The sequence below is a fragment of the Pseudomonas sp. S2_H01 genome (genome assembly GCF_054668305.1).
The window spans coordinates 4,875,853-4,894,039 of record NZ_CP162756.1; the positions used below are offsets into that span (position 1 = coordinate 4,875,853).

At 61.3% G+C, this 18,187-nt stretch carries 13 protein-coding genes; 8 read left to right on the forward strand and 5 right to left on the reverse strand.

Annotated features, from left to right (window positions below):
* Nucleotides 1–22 precede the first annotated feature (22 nt).
* Nucleotides 23–268, forward strand: coding sequence for a (2Fe-2S)-binding protein (locus AB4N84_RS21745; RefSeq protein WP_460047094.1), 246 nt, complete (start codon nt 23–25; stop codon nt 266–268).
* A complete protein-coding gene (locus AB4N84_RS21750) occupies nt 265–1,854 on the forward strand; it encodes an FAD-dependent oxidoreductase (RefSeq protein ID WP_460043116.1) in 1,590 nt (529 codons plus the stop codon). Before AB4N84_RS21745 ends, AB4N84_RS21750 begins: the two co-directional genes overlap by 4 nt.
* A gap of 69 nt (nt 1,855–1,923) precedes the next feature.
* Here the strand turns inward: AB4N84_RS21750 and tspO are convergent, their stop codons facing one another.
* Together tspO and AB4N84_RS21760 are read right to left on the reverse strand one after the other, a co-directional pair.
* A complete protein-coding gene (tspO, locus tag AB4N84_RS21755) occupies nt 1,924–2,364 on the reverse strand; it encodes a tryptophan-rich sensory protein TspO (protein WP_460043118.1) in 441 nt (146 codons plus the stop codon).
* Nucleotides 2,365–2,456: 92 nt separating this feature from the next.
* Nucleotides 2,457–2,780, reverse strand: a complete 324-nt coding sequence (locus tag AB4N84_RS21760) for a hypothetical protein (RefSeq protein ID WP_074749582.1) — start codon at nt 2,778–2,780, stop codon at nt 2,457–2,459.
* A gap of 123 nt (nt 2,781–2,903) precedes the next feature.
* On the opposite strand from AB4N84_RS21760, the gene AB4N84_RS21765 reads away from it, so the two are divergent.
* From AB4N84_RS21765 to AB4N84_RS21780, 4 genes are all read left to right on the forward strand, one after another.
* Nucleotides 2,904–3,146 (forward strand): hypothetical protein, encoded by a 243-nt coding sequence (locus AB4N84_RS21765; RefSeq protein ID WP_074749583.1) that lies wholly within the window; start codon nt 2,904–2,906, stop codon nt 3,144–3,146.
* Between the two features lie 125 nt (nt 3,147–3,271).
* The gene (locus AB4N84_RS21770) at nt 3,272–3,946 is read left to right on the forward strand and encodes an HAD family hydrolase (protein ID WP_074749584.1); all 675 of its coding nucleotides are present in this window, start codon (nt 3,272–3,274) and stop codon (nt 3,944–3,946) included.
* A gap of 113 nt (nt 3,947–4,059) precedes the next feature.
* Nucleotides 4,060–4,575: a DUF1543 domain-containing protein gene (locus AB4N84_RS21775; protein ID WP_460043120.1), complete on the forward strand. Its 516-nt coding sequence runs from the start codon at nt 4,060–4,062 to the stop codon at nt 4,573–4,575.
* A gap of 205 nt (nt 4,576–4,780) precedes the next feature.
* The gene (locus AB4N84_RS21780; protein WP_460043121.1) at nt 4,781–5,005 is read left to right on the forward strand and encodes a DUF6555 family protein; all 225 of its coding nucleotides are present in this window, start codon (nt 4,781–4,783) and stop codon (nt 5,003–5,005) included.
* Between the two features lie 207 nt (nt 5,006–5,212).
* On the opposite strand, the gene AB4N84_RS21785 is transcribed toward AB4N84_RS21780, so the two are convergent.
* Both AB4N84_RS21785 and AB4N84_RS21790 read right to left on the reverse strand, forming a co-directional pair.
* A complete protein-coding gene (locus tag AB4N84_RS21785) occupies nt 5,213–5,938 on the reverse strand; it encodes a Crp/Fnr family transcriptional regulator (RefSeq protein WP_460043122.1) in 726 nt (241 codons plus the stop codon).
* A gap of 76 nt (nt 5,939–6,014) precedes the next feature.
* The gene (locus tag AB4N84_RS21790; RefSeq protein ID WP_460043123.1) at nt 6,015–14,693 is read right to left on the reverse strand and encodes a GH36-type glycosyl hydrolase domain-containing protein; all 8,679 of its coding nucleotides are present in this window, start codon (nt 14,691–14,693) and stop codon (nt 6,015–6,017) included.
* A 325-nt stretch (nt 14,694–15,018) separates the two neighbouring features.
* Between AB4N84_RS21790 and AB4N84_RS21795 the strand changes: the two genes are divergently transcribed.
* The gene (locus AB4N84_RS21795) at nt 15,019–15,585 is read left to right on the forward strand and encodes an N-acetyltransferase family protein (protein WP_460043124.1); all 567 of its coding nucleotides are present in this window, start codon (nt 15,019–15,021) and stop codon (nt 15,583–15,585) included.
* A gap of 131 nt (nt 15,586–15,716) precedes the next feature.
* Here the strand turns inward: AB4N84_RS21795 and AB4N84_RS21800 are convergent, their stop codons facing one another.
* On the reverse strand, nt 15,717–16,703 hold the full coding sequence (locus tag AB4N84_RS21800; protein WP_460043125.1) for an ABC transporter substrate-binding protein: 987 nt from the start codon (nt 16,701–16,703) through the stop codon (nt 15,717–15,719).
* A 617-nt stretch (nt 16,704–17,320) separates the two neighbouring features.
* Here AB4N84_RS21800 and AB4N84_RS21805 point away from each other — a divergent pair.
* Nucleotides 17,321–18,169 (forward strand): ABC transporter ATP-binding protein, encoded by an 849-nt coding sequence (locus tag AB4N84_RS21805; RefSeq protein ID WP_074749591.1) that lies wholly within the window; start codon nt 17,321–17,323, stop codon nt 18,167–18,169.
* The last annotated feature ends 18 nt before the right edge of the window (nt 18,170–18,187 follow it).

Genomic DNA, 18,187 nt, shown 5'->3' on the forward strand with positions numbered 1-18,187 from the left:
CTTTGAATTCGAGGGCCGCCCGATGACCGCTGAAAAAGGTGAGAGCGTGGCGCTGGCGTTGCTCGCTTCAGGCATTCAAAGCTGCCGTGACAGTGTCGTGAGCGGGGAACCTCGGGGACCTTACTGCCTGATGGGTGCCTGTTTCGAATGCCTTGTGGTCATTGATGGTGTTCCCAGCTGCCAGGGCTGTCAGGTTGAGGTGAAGGCCGGGATGCGCGTCGTTCGTCAGTCAGGTGCGCGCTCGATGGATGAGGCGACCTCATCATGACGGCCTCAGTGATTGCGCACGCAGGCGACCTCGTCGAGCTCTACGACGTGATCGTAGTCGGCGCGGGGCCGGCTGGCATGAGCGCAGCGGCACTGATGTCCGCAGAAGGCCTGAGCGTACTGGTGCTGGATGAAAACCCGGCGCCCGGTGGGCAGATCTATCGCCACATTACCCTCAACGCCCAGACCAAGAGGCCGTATCTGGGCGCCGCGTACTGGGCCGGCCGGCCGATAGCGGCCGTGTTCATGACGTCTGCGCTGACCTATGCACCGCGTTGCCGGGTGTGGAGTCTGGACAGCGCGAACCCGTCGCTGGATGAGCCTTATGCACGGGTCGGGATTTCGTTGGGCGGCGTCGCCCGGCATGTTCAAGCCCGGCGAGTCATTCTGGCCACGGGTGCATTGGAACGCCCGATGCCGGTGCCCGGCTGGACGCTCCCCGGCGTCATGACGGCGGGCGCTGCGCAGATAGCGCTCAAGTCCGCCGGCCTGGTGCCGTCAGGGCGCGTCGTGCTGGCGGGCTGTGGGCCATTGCTCTACCAACTCGCCGTCCAGCTCAAGGATGCGGGCGCGGACATCGTTGCCTTGCTCGACACGGGCGGGGGGCTGCGGCGCGGCTGGCGGTATCTGCCTTCATTCCTCGTTTCGCCCTATGCGCTCAAAGGCGCTGCGTTGCTGTTCAAGGCGCGACGCAGCCTGAGGGTGGTGTCCGGCGTTCGGCGGCTGCAGATAGAGGGACGGGATCGCGCCACTGCCGTGCGTTTCAAGACCGACCGTTTTGAAGAGATGCTGCCCGTTGATCACCTGCTGCTGCACCAGGGAATTATCCCGGACACCGCGTTGGCCAATTCCGCTGGCTGCGCCCTTGAGTGGAATGAAACGCTCCGAGCTTTTCAACCCAGGACCGATGACCGCGGGCGCAGCTCGCTGCCCGATATTTTCATCGCTGGTGACGGCGCTCGAATGGCCGGAGCCCTCGCGTCCGCTGAGGCCGGACGGGCTGTCGCACTGGCAGTCATGGCCGAGTTGTCGCCGGGCGATGCTCATCCGTTCGAAGCGCGACGCCAGGGTACGCTTCGCGAGTGCGCACGGTTGCAGCGTGGGCGACCCTTCATCAACAAGGTCTATTTGCCCGCCCGCCACTTCCTCGCACCTGAGGACGAATCGACCGTGGTCTGCCGGTGTGAGGAGGTGACGGTCGGTGCCATTCGGCGTGCGGCTCGCCGCGGCGTGACAGGCCCCAATCAACTGAAGGTGTTCACTCGCTGCGGCATGGGGCCTTGCCAAGGGCGAATGTGCGGTTCCACGGTGGCAGAGCTCCTGGCGGAAGAGCAGGGCACCGAGCCGGGTGACATTGGCACCTACCGGCTGCGTCCGCCCATCAAGCCGCTCAGGCTGTCCGAAATCGCAGCATTACCGCACGGCGACGCCGACACGTTTGCCGTCACAGGGCTGCACCCCGAAAGCGCCACCGACACCTTCCCATCCCTCACTGAACGAGCCCTTTGCGATGAGCGTCAGACATTTGCAAGCACCCTACACGCCAGCGTGGTGACGAAGCGGTCGGTAGAACCAGCCGATTTTTAGCGGCTGACTCTCAGCCTTGGTCAGCCCGCTCACTCCCCCGGGTTCGCGGGTCGCGAAGGCTCACGACCTTTATCGGTTGTGACGCAATATCGAGAAGTTCAGCGCAGCGGCCACGCACAGCCAGACCAGGTAGGGGAACAGGATCAAACCGGTGATGACGTCCAGTTGCAGCGCCATGACGACCATCACAGCAACCACGACCCAAAGCACGGCCAGTATCACCATGGCGGCAAGCATCCGGTTCGCCCCAAAAAATACCGGTGTCCACAGGGTGTTGAGGGCAATCTGTGCGGCCCATAGCGCCAACACGGTTTCGCTGCCAGGCAGCTGCGTCAGTCGATAACCGGCCCAGGCGAGCAACAGATAAATCGTCGTCCAGGCGACAGGGAAGAGCCAGTTGGGTGGGGTGAACCTGGGCTTCTGAAGCGATGCGTACCACGTACCCGGTTTGAAGATGATGCCGGTGGTGGCAGCGGCGCAGCAGGCTATCAGGAAGATATAAAAGGTCATCGGTTGTCCTTGGCTGAAGAATCCGGGTTTGAGCGGCCAATGGGCCATCTGAGGATTGGACGCTTATACGCGTGAAAAGTCCGTTCTGCTGTTCAAGCATCGCCTGAATCCCGCGTGCGGTACTCATCCGCGTACGGGGTATTCGCGACCTTGTAGCGGTTGAAGTCTGGCGAGCCGTCCTCCCACCAGACCGGTCCACGTTCTCCCAGTGCCACTTTAGCGGTCTGAACGGCCGCCCGCGCGACCTTCATCTCGTCAGGGTCACCCGAAGCTTTCGCTGCTTTTACTGCCCTGCGCGCCTCCATGAGCTGGTTGACCCAATGCTGCCGTTCACCTGCGTCGAGGGCGGGATTCGAGCAACGCCATAACCGTCCATTGACGACAAGGTAGCGGCCATCCGGGGTGGTTGTGTTCATAGACGCTCCATCATTGTCTCTTACCGCTTTGACCCGCTGGCACGCCGATCAGCTCATCTGAATGAGTGAACTGTCGAGGTGCACTGTGGCCTCACCCTGACAGCTAACCCAAAAGGCGGCCTTATGAACAACGACCAATTCAATCAGTACGACGCTGAACAGTTTCACCATCGAGTGGCGCAGGAGCTGGGCATCACGTTCGAGGAGTTGAAGACCTGGATGATCAACGATATCGAGCGGGTCACCGAGGGCGGCAAGGACGTGGGGCATCTGGTGGTGTTCCGCGAGTCCACGCCGCCTGAAGTGCTTGAGCGGGTGAACAACAAGCAGAGTCAGTTCACGGCGATGGCTAAAGTGACCGCCTGATTCAGCCTGATGTTCAGATGACTTGAAATCGATCAGTTGCCCCGGTCTGAAGCCCTGCGCGCTTGCGCACCACAGAGGGCTGTGAAGTGCTGGAAAGATCTGGCTTTTGAAGCAACGGAGAATGTATGCGACCGAAAACCTCGTTCATCTTCGACCTGGATGGCACGCTGACGGACAGCGTTTACCAGAACGTCGCCGCGTGGAAGGAAGCCCTCGACTCGGAAAATATTCCGCTGGCCATGTGGCGCATTCATCGAAAAATCGGCATGAGCGGCGGCCTGATGCTCAAGTCGCTTTCTCGCGAAACCGGCTTGAATATCAGCGAGGCGCAAGCCAAGCGTCTCAGTGACAGGCACGATCAAGCCTACGCCAGGCTGCAACACCAGATTATCGCGCTGCCCGGCGCGGCAGAGCTGCTGGACACGCTCACCCGTGAAAACCTCAAATGGTGCATTGCCACCAGTGGTGGTGCGGAAACGGCGAAAATCAATCTGAAGGCATTGGGGTTGGGGTTCGATGAGGTCGCCATCATCACACGAGACGACGTGAACCACGGCAAGCCTGATCCCGATCTGTTCCTCGCGGCAGCCGACCGGATGGGCGTGCCGATTGAGCAGTGCGTCGTGGTTGGGGATGCCATCTGGGACATGCTCGCGGCCAGACGCTCCAAAGCAACGGGCGTCGGTGTGCTGTCCGGTGGCTATGACGTGGGTGAGCTGGAGCGTGCCGGGGCCTTGAGAGTCTACGACGACCCGCTTGATCTGCTCGATCACCTTGACGAAATTGCCTCCCGGTCTTGATCACCTTCCGGATGACGTTCGCCCGCCTTCAATGCGGGCTTTTTTGTGCGAGCTTATAGTGTGGGCTTGAAGAAGGATTTGCTCGTGCCAAACGGGCTTGAGGAGAGGTGAAGGTGCTGTTTGTCGTGTTGCTGGGTGGCAAGCACCCGAAGGCAAAGATTGAAGTGCATGACATCGCGGTCGTCGTCGGTGACAGCCTTGAAGCGACCTATCCGCAATTGCGCGAGGGCTGGTTTGGCGCTCAGACCGGTCTGCACATCGACGCATGGATGGCCATCGAGGGCGTGGAGAACTGGAAGGTGGAACTGAGTCCGCTGGCGCCTCTTCCCGGATCGCCCCGCCTGTATCTGATCAACCTGGGCGGCTATGACGCGCGAGCCTTTGGCGAGGCGCATCACTACTTGGTCGTGGTGGCTCACAGCAAGAACGAGGCGAAGTCCAAGGGTAAGCGGCACATGCTCGCGAGCTGGGGACAACCGCATACCGATGCGGTGATGGACGTCGACGATTGTTTGCCGATTGATCGGGTGGAAGGCCGTTACGTTCATCTGGTCGAAGGCGAGCACAATGGGGTGAAGCAGCAGAACGCCTATATCGTTTTACCTGCCGGGTCCCGGCTCGCCCTGTGACAGGCCGAGATTCGCAGCGACCCCGTAAAAATAGGCCAGGCTGCCCCGACTGCGCCATGCCGACGCAGAGCCACGCGTTTGCAACGGGGTCAGAATTCTGCGCCACTCAAACGAGTGCCCGGCTTAATCTTCTGTTTTAAAAAGGGAATTTTTTCTGGGTCGGACAATCTTTGGCTTATAGGAACAAAGGCCAAGGAGAATAAACATGGCGCAGGAAAAGCATTACCGCATCGACTATCTGCTGAACGGAAGCTACAAAACCTTCTACATTCGGGCAGCGAAAATGGACAACGCTGAAGCCTGGCACTGGGCAACGGTGGATGCCGGCATCGGGCAGTTGCCCAAGTACCGGACAGATCCGATCAACAAGCTCAGCAAGCCTCAGGCCGAGAAGCACGGGATCACCGATGTGGAGTGGCGGACGGGCTGAACCGTGCGTGAAGCCTCAGGGGTGAAGCTCGCTTTAATAGATTTTCGCGAAGCGAGTGGCTATCACTCGGAGGTTGAGAGCAGTGGGGGTTTTGACATCAAGCCCCTTTGACGTTTTGACGTTTTGACGTTTTGGCGTTGGCAAGGTCTTTCCCCAGGCAAACAGGTTGCTCGGCAAGGCGCCCCTCGCGAATGATACTCGCAGGCGTTATTCATCCTGACGACGGGTGTAGTGCAGCAGTCGATCGGTTTCGGTCTTGACCACCGAGTAGCACTCACAGCTCAGCCGTTCCAGGCGCGGGCGATCCAGGACAGTGATCTGCCCGCGGCTGTATTCGATGACGCCTTGGCGCTGAAGCTTGCCGGCTGCCTCCGTCACGCCTTCGCGGCGCACGCCGAGCATGTTGGCGATCAGCTCCTGGGTCATGTTCAGGTGATTTCCGGGCAGGCGATCCAGCGATAACAGCAGCCATCGGCACAATTGCTGATCAATGGAGTGATGACGGTTGCACAGGGCGGTCTGGGACATTTGCGTAATCAGCGCTTGGGTGTAGCGCAGCATCAGCAGGAGCAGATCCCCGTGGCGGTTGAATTCCTTTTTCAGCTTCTGCCCGGGAAGCCGGAAGGCAACGCCGGCGCTTTGCACCACCGCCCGACTGGAGGTGCTTTCGCCGCCCATGAACAGCGCAATGCCGATCAGGCCCTCGTTTCCCACCACGGCGATTTCGGCAGACGAGCCGTTTTCCGTGACATGCAGCAGGGACACGATGGCGTCTGTCGGGAAATAGACATGACGCAGGGTGTCCCCCGGTTCATACAACACCTCACCCAGATTCAGAGACACCTGCTCCAGGTGCGGCGCCAGCCGTTTGAGGTCATCGGCCGGGAGCGCCGCAAGCAGGTGATTGTGGCTGGGCTGGGGGGGAACAGACATGGCGAAGCACCGAAGGGGAAGGGGGGGCGTGCCGGGTCAGGGTACTCCCCTGCACGCCCTCACAGGGGATAGTTCGTCAGTCAGCGACGACGGGCGCGTGGGCCCGCTCTTCAGGCCGGGGTGAGCGCGCCCGGCAGTCGACCCTGACCCGGTACTCGCCACCGTCATCGTTGAGGGTCAGCGCACTGTTGGTGACGGGCTCGCCGTTCAGCGTCATGGACGTTATCGCCGAACTGCCCTGGCGGATGTCAAAGTGGTACAGGGTGTTGCCGAAACGGTAGTGCAGCGTGAAGCCTGACCATTCAGGGTGCATCAGCGGTTCAATCGTCAGGGTCTTGCCGATGCGTTGCACCCCGAGCAAGGATTCGACGATCAAACGGTACATCCAGCCAGCGGAGCCGGTGTACCAGGTCCAGCCACCGCGTCCTGCATGGGGCGGTGTGCCGTAGACATCCGCCGCCATGACGTAAGGTTCGACCTTGTAAGTGTCGATTCGCGTCAGGTTCGCAGGGTCGGCAGGGTTGATCAGCCCCAGCAGTTCCCACGCCTGAGTGACCTCTCCCAGTCGCGCGAAGGCCATGCCCGCCCAGACGGCCGCATGGGTGTATTGACCGCCGTTCTCGCGCACGCCGGGCACATAGCCTTTGATATAGCCCGGATCCAGGCTGCTAGTGTCAAACGGTGGGTCGAGCAGCAGCACCGCGCGAATGTCGCGTTTGATCAGGTGTTCGTCCAGTGACTGCATGGCCTGACGCTGGCGGGCGGGCGAACCGGCTCCGGACAACACCGACCAGCTTTGGGCAATCGAGTCGATACGGCATTCCTGATTGGTGGCCGAGCCAAGCGGCTGGCCGTCATCGAACCAGGCGCGCCGATACCAGGCGCCATCCCAGGCGTTCTGATCCAGCGCGCGACGCAACAGCTCCGCGTTGTCGCTGCAGCGACGGGAGAAAGCGAGATCACCGTGCAGGCGTGCCGTTTCGGCGAACTGCTCCAGCACCTGATAGCCAAAGAAACCCAACCAGACACTTTCACCCTTGCCCAGATGACCGACGCGGTTCATCCCGTCGTTCCAGTCACCGCAACCCATCAGGGGCAAGCCGTGCCGGCCACGGCTCAAGCTGTGTTCGATGGCACGCACGCAATGCCGGTACAGCGACTCTTGCAGGGGAGAGGTCCCGGGTTGGTCGTAATAGGACTCTTCGCCCGCCACCAGTGGCCGTCCTTCCAGATAGCCGGCGGACTGATCCAGAACCCCGAGGTCGCCTGTCATTTCGACGTAGCGACTGGTGGCGGCGACGAGCCACAGGAAATCGTCGGAGCACGCGGTGCGCACGCCCCGGTTCATCGGTGGGTGCCACCAGTGCTGAACGTCCCCTTCGGCGTATTGATGGCCGGCGCACAGCAACAGATGGGTTCGCACCGCCGTCGGATCGGCGTGAATCATTGCCATGCTGTCCTGCAATTGATCACGAAAGCCAATGGCGCCGCCCGATTGGTAGTAGCCACTGCGGGCCAGGAAGCGACAGGCAATGACCTGGTACATCAACCAGCCGTTGACCATGACATCCACCGCAGGGGCAGGGGATTCGATCCGGATGACGCCCAGTACCGAGCGCCAGTGCTCCCGGACTTTCTGCAGTTCGGTCGCGGCCGCCTGGCTGCCGCGGAACCGTTGCACCAGCTGGGTGGCGGCCTCTGTCGACGTTTCCGCGCCCAGACGCAGAATGACTTCCTTGCTCTGACCGTCCGCCATGCTGACCTGTACTTGCAGTGCCGCGCAGGGGTCCAGACCGCCGCCTACACGCCCGGACAGGCCGGCGTGGCGCATGGCGGCCGGCGAGGCCAGTGTCCCGCTGCGCCCGAGGAATTCCGTGCGATCCCCGCTGATGCCGTGGTCGATCGTGTCGGTGTCGAAAAACGCCACCCGGTCGGAGAACTCCACTGAATACGCGTTGCGCGCAAACAGGGCACCACTCACGGGGTCGGACTGGGTCACCACGTGCATCGCTGACTTGCTGCGCAGATCGCCCAGCACCCATTCCGCGTAACCGGTGACCGACAGGGACCGGGCGCGCCCGGAGCGGTTGGTCAACACCAGTCGCGAGAACTTGATCGGCGCATCCAGTGCCACATAGACCCACAGCTCACTGTGAATGCCATCTTCTTCGTGTTCAAAGACGCTGTAGCCGAACCCGTGTCGGGTGCGGTAAGGCCCTTCGCCCGGGCGGGGCTGCGGTGTGGGCGACCAGAAGTGACCGGTCTCTTCATCACGCAGGTAAAGCGCTTCGCCGCTGCGGTCGGTGACCGGGTCGTTGTGCCAGGGCGTCAGGCGAAACTCATGGGCGTTTTCGGCCCAGGTGTAGGCGCTGCCCGCTTCGGAAACCACGGTGCCGAGATGCGCGTTGGCCAATACGTTGACCCACGGCGCGGGCGTTGAATGAGTGGCGAGGCCCGCGATGATGTACTCACTGCCGTCGGCGTTGAACCCGCCATAGGCATTGCCCAGCAGCAGATCAGGCGGGTCCGGTTGCGCCGCAGACGGCGCAGACGGGTGCTGCCGGGTCGCAACGAACGGGGCGTGCACGGGCGATACCCTGCGCCGATGAACCTGCTCGGCCAGCGTGCCATACCCTTCGCTCAACACCAGCCGGGCGACCGACAGAACCAGCACGCGATCGTCGGCGGATATCTGCTGGGCCGGCCGAACGAAAATGCCGCCCGGACGATCCAGCAACGTGGCTTCGCTGCCCGAGGTGATCAGCCCCATGATCGCGTCTTGTAACTGCTGACGATAGCCGGCCTGATCCTCATTCCAGATCAGCAAATCGACCATCAACCCTTTCTGCCGCCAGTAGGCATGGGCCTGAACCAGTTGTTGCACCAGTTCGATGTTGTCCAGGCTGGAGATCTGCAACAGCACGATCGGCAGGTCCCCGGAAATCGCCTGCCCCCACAGACCGGACTGGTTGCGTCGATTGGCGATCAGTACGGCGCTGTCGGCGCGCATCGAGGTGTTGGCATACAGCAACGAGGACGCCATCTGCTCGAACAAACGGGCGTCGGACAGTGACGCATTGAGTTGGCGCAGCAGCACCTGGCTGTGGGTCCAGGACAGGTCGAACACGCGGTCGGCCAGGTGGCGGTCGCGGTACTTGTTGATCAACGACAGGCACTCATCTCGGCTGTCGGCCACGCCCGTGACCAGATCGATAGTGGCCTGCTGGCCGGGCTGCAGCGTGATTCGGCAGCGGATTGCGACCACGGGATCGAGCACCGGCCCGGCCGTGTCCGACAGCGCCTCGCAGTCGGCATCCAGTGCCTGGGGCGCGACCAGGTTGCGTCCTCGCCCGATAAATCGCATGCGGTCGGTCTCGTAGGAAATCGCATCGATGTCGACCCCATGCACGGCCAGGAAATGGCACATCCAGGGCGTTGGCTCATCGCTGGCTCGCGGTCTGCGGCTGCACACGATGGCCTGAAGCGAGCGCAGCAGTTCGGTCTGCACGAACAGCTTGCTGAAGGCCGGGTGCATGGCGTCGCTGCTTGAGGCAGTGAGCACGACTTCGGCGTAGGTGGTGATCTCGATGGTCTTTGGCGACGACGCCCGGTTGGTGAGGTGCAGACGCCGCAGTTCGATGTCCTCCTCGGGCGAGACAACGATTTCCAGGTGCGTATCGAAATCCAGATGACGGGCCCGGAACTCGGCGCGGGAGTCGCTGAAGATGGCTTCGTGGCTTTCAGGCTGTTGCAACGTGGGTTGGTGCGTCGCCGACCAGACGGTCGAGGTTTCGACATCGCGCAGATAACAGAACATGCCCCAGTTGTCCTGGGTGGTGTCCTCTTGCCAACGCGTCACCGCCATATCGTTGCGCCGACTGTAGCCGCCGCCACCGCTGGTCAGCATTACGTGGTAGCGACCGTTGGACAGCAGTTGCACGGCCGGGCGTTTGCGGCCCGGGTCCGCGAAGACCCGAAGCCCGGGGTCTTGAGGGTTGTCGCCGGGTATCGGTGACTGCGCGGTTTGCAGGTACGGTGCCGCCGCCTTGGGAACTCGCTCCTGCAGCAACAGCAACGCCGACTGCAGCGAGGGATCGGCTTCGAAGCGTCGCTGCATGGGTTGGTTGAGCAACACGCTGGTCAGGGCCAGCAGGCTCATGCCCTGGTGATGCGCCATGAATGACTGAACAACCGCAAACCGCTGACCGCGCGGTAGCCGCGCCTCGGTGTAATCCACCGCTTCGTACAGGCCGAAACGGCCGGACGAACCTTGCTGGGCAAGGCGTTGCAGGTTCTTGCAGGCCGCGTCCGGATCAATCATCAACGCCAGTGCACTGGCGTAGGGCGCAATCACCACATCGTCGCTCAGCCCGCGCTTGAGCCCCAGACCCTGAACCCCGAACGCGCGGTATTGATAATTGAAATGGGCATCAAGGGTGTAATACCCCGATTCCGAAACGCCCCACGGAATACCCAGCGCATTGCCATGTTCGATTTGCACCGCTACGGCGGCGCGGCACGTCTGATCCAGCAAGCTGCCGTCGTAGTTGGGCATCACCAGCATGGGCATCAGGTACTCGAACATCGAGCCGGACCAGGAGAGTAAGGTCGGCGTCCCGGCGTTTTCGCCGAGTAACCTGCCCAGCGTGAACCAGGCCCGCTGCGGAATCTGTCCCTGGGCGATGACCACGAAGTTGGCCAGGCGCACTTCGGACGCCAGCAGATCGTAATAACCGGTGTCGAGCCGCCTTTCGTCGACGTTGTAGCCGATGAAAAACAGGTCTCGTTGACGGTCGTAAAGCAGCGAGAAATCCATCAGCGCCATCGATGCCGCGAGCTGACTCAGCCGTTCCAGCGTCTTAAGGCGCTCATCGGCGGCCCGGAGAACGCGCGTGACGTCGTCATGGTGGACGGCTTCCCAGTCGTCGATGTTCAGGCACGCCAACTGGCGCAAGGTAGACGTCATCGGCCGCACGCCGACCCGAGGGGCCGGCAGCCGAAAGCGTTGCAGTTCTTCGGTCCAGTCGATGCATTGGCGCCTGAAGGCTCCAAGCCAGTACGAGCTGTCTTCATCGCCGCCAGCATCAGCGCGTGAAACCATGGCGCGCGCGGTGTGCAGCAGGTCGCTCAACGTGTCGGCGTCCGGCGTCAGCGCGGCCCGGTCAATTCCCTTCCTCAACTGATCCAGCGGGTCTTCGTCACCGCCGCTGGCACGTTGTACTTCGATCAGCGTGTCCAGCGTATCGCGTAGACCATTGAGCACCGTCACGCCGAACATCGGCGCATCCGGCAATTGCGCAAGGCCGGCTTGCAGGGTCAGCAACAGCCCCGCCAGGTTGCCGCTGTCGACGGTAGACACATACTGCGGCCGCAGGGGTTCGCGCGTCCGGGTGTCGTACCAGTTGTAGAAATGCCGCTGATGCCGTTCCAGCCCGTCCATGCTGTCGAGCGACGCGGCGAGCCGGGTCAGCAGACGCTCCGTGCTCAGGTAACCGAAGTCGTGGGCCGCCAGGTGCGCGAGCAACGACATGCCCATGTTGGTCGGCGAGGTGCGATGGGCGATGGCGGGTTTAGGGGCTTCCTGGATGTTGTCGGGCGGCAGCCAATGGTCGTCGGGCCCGACGTACTGGTCGAAGAAGGCCCAGGTCTTGCGTGCGAGGATGCGCAGGAACCGCAGCGCCTCGGTTGACGGTGTGAACACCGATTGACGGGGAGGCGAGCTGAGGCGCCAGGCGACCCACGGCCCGAGCAACCACGCCAGCAGCAGCGGGGCGGCAATCCCCAGGGTCAGCGGATTGTTGCACAGCACGGCGACGGCGATCGCCACTGTCGTTGGCGCGACCCACATCAGCCGGTAGAACCCGCCCAGCCGACTGGCGGCATCGCGCTCCACCTCTCGGGAGGGCTGCCATTGCAACAGCAGGCGTCGGCTGAAACCCAGCCGCCACAGCGACCTGAGAATCGCGTCGGTGCTGTAGAACATCTCGAATGGCATCCAGGCCAGCGTCAGGCAGGCGCGGGCGAGATCTTGCCCCAGATCGCCCGCCATTGCCTGGACGTGTTGCCGATAGGGTACGGCGGACGCCGGTGGCTGCATCAGTTCGGTGAGTGCGCGAAGCAGCGGCTGAATCACCAGCAATCCGACGACGGTCAGCGTCCAGCCCAACGGAGCGTTGCTGAACAGCCAGGCCCAACCCAGCATCAGCATCGTGGCCAGGGGTTCGAGACTGCGGCGCAGGTTGTCGAGGATTTTCCATCGAGCCATGACGCCGAGCCGGTTGCGCGCCCACCCGCCGCTGGCATCGCGCGCCCAGGGCGATAGCCACGGCAGCAGCTGCCAGTCGCCCCGAATCCAGCGATGCCGACGTTTGACATCAGCGCCATAGCGCGCGGGGTATTGCTCGTACACTTGCACATCGCTCAGCAGGCCGGAGCGCGCATAGCACCCTTCGATCAAGTCGTGGCTGAGGATCTGGTTGTCCGGCAGGCAACCCTCCAGCGCGCAGGTGAACGCGTCCACGTCGTAGATGCCTTTGCCGATGAACGAGCCTTGCTGGAACAGGTCCTGGTAGACGTCCGACACCGCACGGGTATAGGGATCCACACCGGCATCGCTGCCAAACAATTGTGCATAGGCCGAGCGGGTAACGCTGGTCAGGCTGATGCCCACGCGCGGTTGCAAAATGGCGTGACCGGCGACAATGTGCGCCCCCATGGCATCGAACACCGGCCGGTTCAGCGGGTGCATCATTGCTGCCACGCAGTGGCGCGCGGCGTCCCGCGGCAATAACGTGTCGGTGTCCAGGGTGATCACGTAGCGAACGCCCAGCAACTGATCGACGTCTCCGACGATGGCGTTGAAAGACGCGCGCCCGCTGCCGCGTAACAGCGCGTTGAGTTCGATCAGTTTGCCGCGCTTGCGCTCATACCCCATCCACACCCGCTCACTGGGATTCCAGGCACGTGGTCGATGCAGGAGGAAGAAACGATCCTCGGGGCCTTCACCGCCTTCACCGCCTTCACCGCCTTCAGCGTATTTTAGGTTGAGCCGAGCGATTGCCTGACAGGCGTGGGCGAGCAGTCCGGCGTCCTGCGGCAAGGTCTGCTCGGCGGCGTCGAGAAAATCGCTGAGCAAGGCGAAGCGCAGATGCGCATCGCGGTTGGCGAGAAACCGCACTTCGAGGCCTTCGACCAACTCGTCCACATCGGCCAGGTTTGCGATCAGGGTGGGGATGACCACCAGCGTGCGCGCGTCGGCGGGAATCCCGCGCTCGTAATCCATTTTGGGCAGCACGGAGGGCGACAGACTGAAGGTCACCAGCCAGTTGATCAGGCTGATCGCCAGGCGGCTGGTCATGATCAGGCAGGGCACGGCCAACACCAGCAGGGCGATGTCCGGCATGCGGTCCCGGTGTGCGGAGGCGAGTAAGGGCGCGGCGAAGATCATCGTCAGCAGCGACACCGGCGCCAGGTAAAACAGCAGCGGCGAGCGCTGTAACAACCGTTTCCAGCGCTCATGAATCGGCACGCGGGCATTCAGCCTGCGCTCCAGCAGCGGCAGCCCCGCGCTGACCAGGTAATAGCCGATATGACGCGCCAGCACTTTGCAAGACACCGAGGCGGCTTCGGCGGTGGCGAGATTGACCACCACGCGCGCCACCTGGATTTCCGAGTGCTGCGGACTGCGGCGTGCCAGTCGCTCGATGACATGCCGATAGCTGTCCCGGGTGCCGAAATCCATTGCCCGGTAAACGGCGGCAGGGTCTTCGCTCAGGATTTGCTCCACGTGGCTCATCGACTCGACGAACTCTCGCCAGTCCGTCGCTGACAACAGGCGCAGGCTGCCGATGCTGTTGCTGATGGAAACCTGGTCGGCGGCCTGCTGCTGAGCATCGATCTGGACCTGGCGCTCGATGCTCGAGCCTGTCTCGCCGAGCATCTGTTCGATCCAGTTCAGCGGCAGGGCGAGGGACGCGCTCTGCCCCTGCAAGCGTCGGGTGAACTCGGCGACAAAGGCTGGCGACATGGGCGGTGCGGACCTCGCCATGTCGGCGACGGTCAGCACCAGGCTCTTCACGTCGCGCTCGGAGGTCTCGATCAACCGCTCGGCCCAGTCATCGGCCAGGTTTCGGTCGTCAGCATTGGCCATGACCCGAGAAGCGACCCTGCGCAAGTTTTCGATCAGCGCCAGTCGCAACATGATGGGGATCGCCCAGAGCTCACCTAGCGCCAGCGGCATGACCGTCTGATAGGAAAAGATGAAGCGGCTGAGGCTTTGTTCGTCGACCCGTCCGTCGCCATGGGAAATGGTTTCCAGGGCAATGTCGTAAACCCTTGGCAGGCCGGCGGAGGCGCCGTTCATCAGCCGTGGCAGCTCTCGGCTATAGCCTTTGGGCAAGTGGGTCTTTGCGGTGCGTATGTGGTCTTCGATCAGAAAAAAGTTGTCCAGCAGCCATTCCGCTGCCGGCGTGACCCGCCGACTGGACAGTTGTGCCTCGGCCAGCGCCGCAAAGCTGCGCTTTAGCAGCGCCTCGTTATCGTCCAGCCTGCCGAGCATCGCGTCCCGCGCAGACAACGCCGTGAGCCGATGCTGCCTGGCCAGTGCAATCCCGTGCTCTGCCATCTGATCGGCACTGAACAGCTCGGAGCGCAGAATCGGCTCGTATTCGAAGCGGGGAAGGGCAAATGAACCGGTCCGGTAAAACCCGGACGAGCGAGCAGCCACTCTCCGTATGCGTGTCCATATGCTGTTCATAAGGTCCTGAGCCTGAAACGCACGGAGGTGAATGCGTGCATTTTGAAAGGTGCACCGACGTCATGCGCCAGCGCGAGCAGCGCCTTATAGGACGAAGCTTTGCAGCGACGAGTGTGATGTTCTCAAGCATTCTGCGTCTGTGCGCTGGCCCACATAGCGTTGTCAGGCTAACGGAGTGAGGGTTACCGGCGCGCCCTTTACCACGACGCCTTATGAGTGACCGACCATCCGGAACGTATGCGACATCGCTGAAATTCTCCCTGCACTGATCGTTATAAGCCTAAGGTCAGCAAAGAGGCCACTGGGTGAACTGGGAGTGTTAGACATGGCTTACGATGCGAGCATTGTGACAAGGTTCGATGACGAGACCAAAGCACTCAGCGGGGATTACTGGCTTGAGCCCATGCGGGATGGAACGCCGATGTTGATCCGTGAGCTGGCGGCGCGGGACCGTGAACGTGACCTTGTTTTCTTTGAAGGGTTAGGGGCGGACACGCCGCATTTTCGGTTTCTGGCCTCTTTCAGCGAGCGTGAAGACACCCATGACCAATTGATGGATGTGAGCTTGCCCAACCGCATGGCCTACATCGCGCTTGCTTACGAAGGCAAGGAGTTGAAAGAAATCGGCAAAGCGCGTTACGGGGCGTTCGAAGGAGACGCTCATTGTGAGTTTGCCGTGGCGGTGTCCGAACAATGGCAGCGCAAAGGGGTTGCTTCCGCGCTCATGCAACATCTGATGGACACGGCCAAACGGCAGGGTTTTAAAAAAATCTCCTCGATGGATGCGTCCAACAATCAGCACATGGATCTGTTGGCGAAAAGCCTCGGGTTTACCTGCCGAAATAACGATGAGCACGGTTCGAAAATCTTTCACGAATTCGTGCTGCAGTAATCGGCTCGGCAATGGATGACGGCCTGGAGCGAGCCATCCATTGTCTGCCGGTGTTTACCGTCCATGCGGGCTGTTTAATGCCCGCTCGTTTTCTGACTTCGTTCAGCCATGCGTCCGTGGACCGTCTTTGATCAATGCTGCAGGTCACTCGGCAAATAAGACTTGTCCATGATCGCTGCCCAATCCACGTCACCCTTCAACTCGCCGTTAAGCCGCAGGCCGTCGGCCATGCGCTCCATTTCCACCAGGTTGAAATCACCTTCACTCCACATGTGTGGCGCAATCATGTTGTCCACGGCTTCTTTGGCGACTGCCGGATCAAGCTTGAAGCCCTTGGCGAGGATGTCGGCGGCGTGTTGCGGATTGTCGTAAATGGCGTTGACGCCCATTCGGCGGCCTTCGATGATCGCCTTCAATTTGTCCGGGTGCGCCTTGGCGAATTCGCGGGTGGTGATGCCGACCGAGGTGGTCATGGGGGGCAGCAGGTCGCTGGATTTATAGAGTGTGGCGTATTGGTCCTTCCGCAGAATCGACAACGGTTCGATCAGCACCGCGGCATCGACGGCTTTTTGATCCAGCAGGGTCAGCCCGTTCACATAACCGCCGGAGGCGACCCGGGTGACCTTGTCTGCGTCGATGCCCTTGGCTTTCAGCGACATCAGCAGCAGCATTTCCGACACGCCTTTGGGCGAGGTGATCGCGACTTTTTTGCCGTCCAGCTGGGCGATGTCTTTCAGCGCAGAGCCCTTGAGGGTCACCACCGACGATTCGGCCACCGACCGGGTGCCGATGTTGACGATGACCAGGTCCAGACCTTGCCGTTGAGCGGCCAAGGCAGCGGCCACCGCCACCTCACCGTACGGTGTGTCGCTTGCCAGAATGTTGCGCACCGTGGTTCCGCCTCCGCCCGAACCCAGGATGCCGGTAATATCGACACCGGCCTTTTTGAACAACCCGTCTTCCATGGCCACGGCGTAGGGCAAGCCATAGAGACTGGTGCCCCATTGGGTCACGGAGATTTCATCGGCGTGTGCAATCGAGGCCACCAGCGACAGCGTCGCGAGGCTGGCAACGGCGAGCTTTCTGGTTGAGCGGAACAGGGCTTGCTGTGCGGTCATTCTTGAAACTCCTAATAGCATCAGGGTGCTTGGGTCATGGCAAGAATCAGGGCTGAGCGGTGTTTTTTTAGTTTCTGTACGCTATTAAGAATCTCGGAGCAAAATGCAGGCCAACGCCTTAATTCACGTTCAGGGCTTGTCTGCGTTTTTTCAACTGTCTGATAACAAAGATTTAAATGGCTTTTCATAAATGAGCCACCTGTTGTCCCGGGTTTGAGGTATTGCCCCTTAAACAAGTGTGTACGTTGATTCGTGCACGATTAGCGGTCAGGGCCGATTGCCGGGGGGCAGGCAGACGCGGCGTCCTGCTTTGGTGCGGCAGCTGTCGCGAGGGCACTACACTGGAGCGAATAGCGTATACGCACTAAAAGACCTCTGGAATGCCTGTGCATAAAGACGTCGCTTATTAAGCGTTTTCGGATTAATTAAACGTCATAAAAATTTTTAAGTCGTTATAAATCAATCATCTGTTTTTATTGTATTTATACTTTAAAAACCTTGTCGCCTTTCTGGCGTCTATTTTGCTACTCCTCTTATATCTAGCGTATGCATTGTAATTTTAACGCTTTCAGCCTTAGCGGGCTCAAGGGTCACCAGCCGGTTCGGAGGAGTGAAGAATGACGTTTGCATTAAAAGGTGGTTCGGTCGAAACGTTGCGGGTCACTGCGCAAACCCGGACGCCGCATGTCACCCTGAGTCAAGTGACTCGCTCATTCAAAAAGGCTGGGGCCCGCGAAATGTTCGCAGCGCTGGGACCTATCGATCTGACGCTGAACAAAGGGGAATTCTTTTCCGTTGTCGGGCCTTCGGGCTGCGGAAAGTCCACCTTGATGGACGTGCTTTCCGGGCTTGCCCGTCCCACGTCTGGCGAAGTGATGTTCGAGGGAAAAGTGATTTCCAGCGTGCCGGACGGCGTCGGTGTGGTGTTTCAGGAAGACGCCTCGTTTCCGTGGCTGACCGTGCGCGACAACATCGCTTTCGGGCTTCGTCGCAGCGGTGTCGACGGCCCCGAAGTCGAGCGCCGTGTTGCCTATGCGCTGGGGTTCATGGGCCTGAGGGATTTCGCGGGCGCTTACCCGGCCCAACTGTCCGGCGGCATGCGCCAGCGCGTGTGTATCGCCCGCACGCTGGTGATGCAGCCACGGCTGATTCTGATGGATGAACCCTTCGGCGCCCTGGACCAGCAGACCCGTCTGCTGATGGGCGATGAGTTGCTGCGGCTGTGGCGCGAAACCTCCGCCACGGTATTGCTGATTACCCACGCGCTGGACGAGGCGGCAATGCTCTCGGACCGGGTCGGGGTGATGTCTTCACGGCCCGGGTTGTTCATCGACATGGTCGAGACCGGCTGGGATCGCGACCGCGACAGTCGCGTGGTGTCAACGCCGCGATTTGGCGAGATCAATGCGCGTCTGTGGGAAAAACTGCGGGTGGAAACCATGAAGGTCATGGGCACGCAGCACTGATCTGGCCGAGCCATTGTC

Coding starts and splice junctions, on each gene's coding strand:
- AB4N84_RS21765 (WP_074749583.1), top strand. CDS start 2,904: ATGAACAACGACCAATTCAATCAGTACGACGCTGAACAGTTTCACCAT.
- tspO (WP_460043118.1), bottom strand. CDS start 2,364: ATGACCTTTTATATCTTCCTGATAGCCTGCTGCGCCGCTGCCACCACC.
- AB4N84_RS21800 (WP_460043125.1), bottom strand. CDS start 16,703: ATGACCGCACAGCAAGCCCTGTTCCGCTCAACCAGAAAGCTCGCCGTT.
- AB4N84_RS21785 (WP_460043122.1), bottom strand. CDS start 5,938: ATGTCTGTTCCCCCCCAGCCCAGCCACAATCACCTGCTTGCGGCGCTC.
- AB4N84_RS21770 (WP_074749584.1), top strand. CDS start 3,272: ATGCGACCGAAAACCTCGTTCATCTTCGACCTGGATGGCACGCTGACG.
- AB4N84_RS21760 (WP_074749582.1), bottom strand. CDS start 2,780: ATGAACACAACCACCCCGGATGGCCGCTACCTTGTCGTCAATGGACGG.
- AB4N84_RS21790 (WP_460043123.1), bottom strand. CDS start 14,693: ATGAACAGCATATGGACACGCATACGGAGAGTGGCTGCTCGCTCGTCC.
- AB4N84_RS21780 (WP_460043121.1), top strand. CDS start 4,781: ATGGCGCAGGAAAAGCATTACCGCATCGACTATCTGCTGAACGGAAGC.
- AB4N84_RS21745 (WP_460047094.1), top strand. CDS start 23: ATGACCGCTGAAAAAGGTGAGAGCGTGGCGCTGGCGTTGCTCGCTTCA.
- AB4N84_RS21795 (WP_460043124.1), top strand. CDS start 15,019: ATGGCTTACGATGCGAGCATTGTGACAAGGTTCGATGACGAGACCAAA.
- AB4N84_RS21805 (WP_074749591.1), top strand. CDS start 17,321: ATGACGTTTGCATTAAAAGGTGGTTCGGTCGAAACGTTGCGGGTCACT.
- AB4N84_RS21750 (WP_460043116.1), top strand. CDS start 265: ATGACGGCCTCAGTGATTGCGCACGCAGGCGACCTCGTCGAGCTCTAC.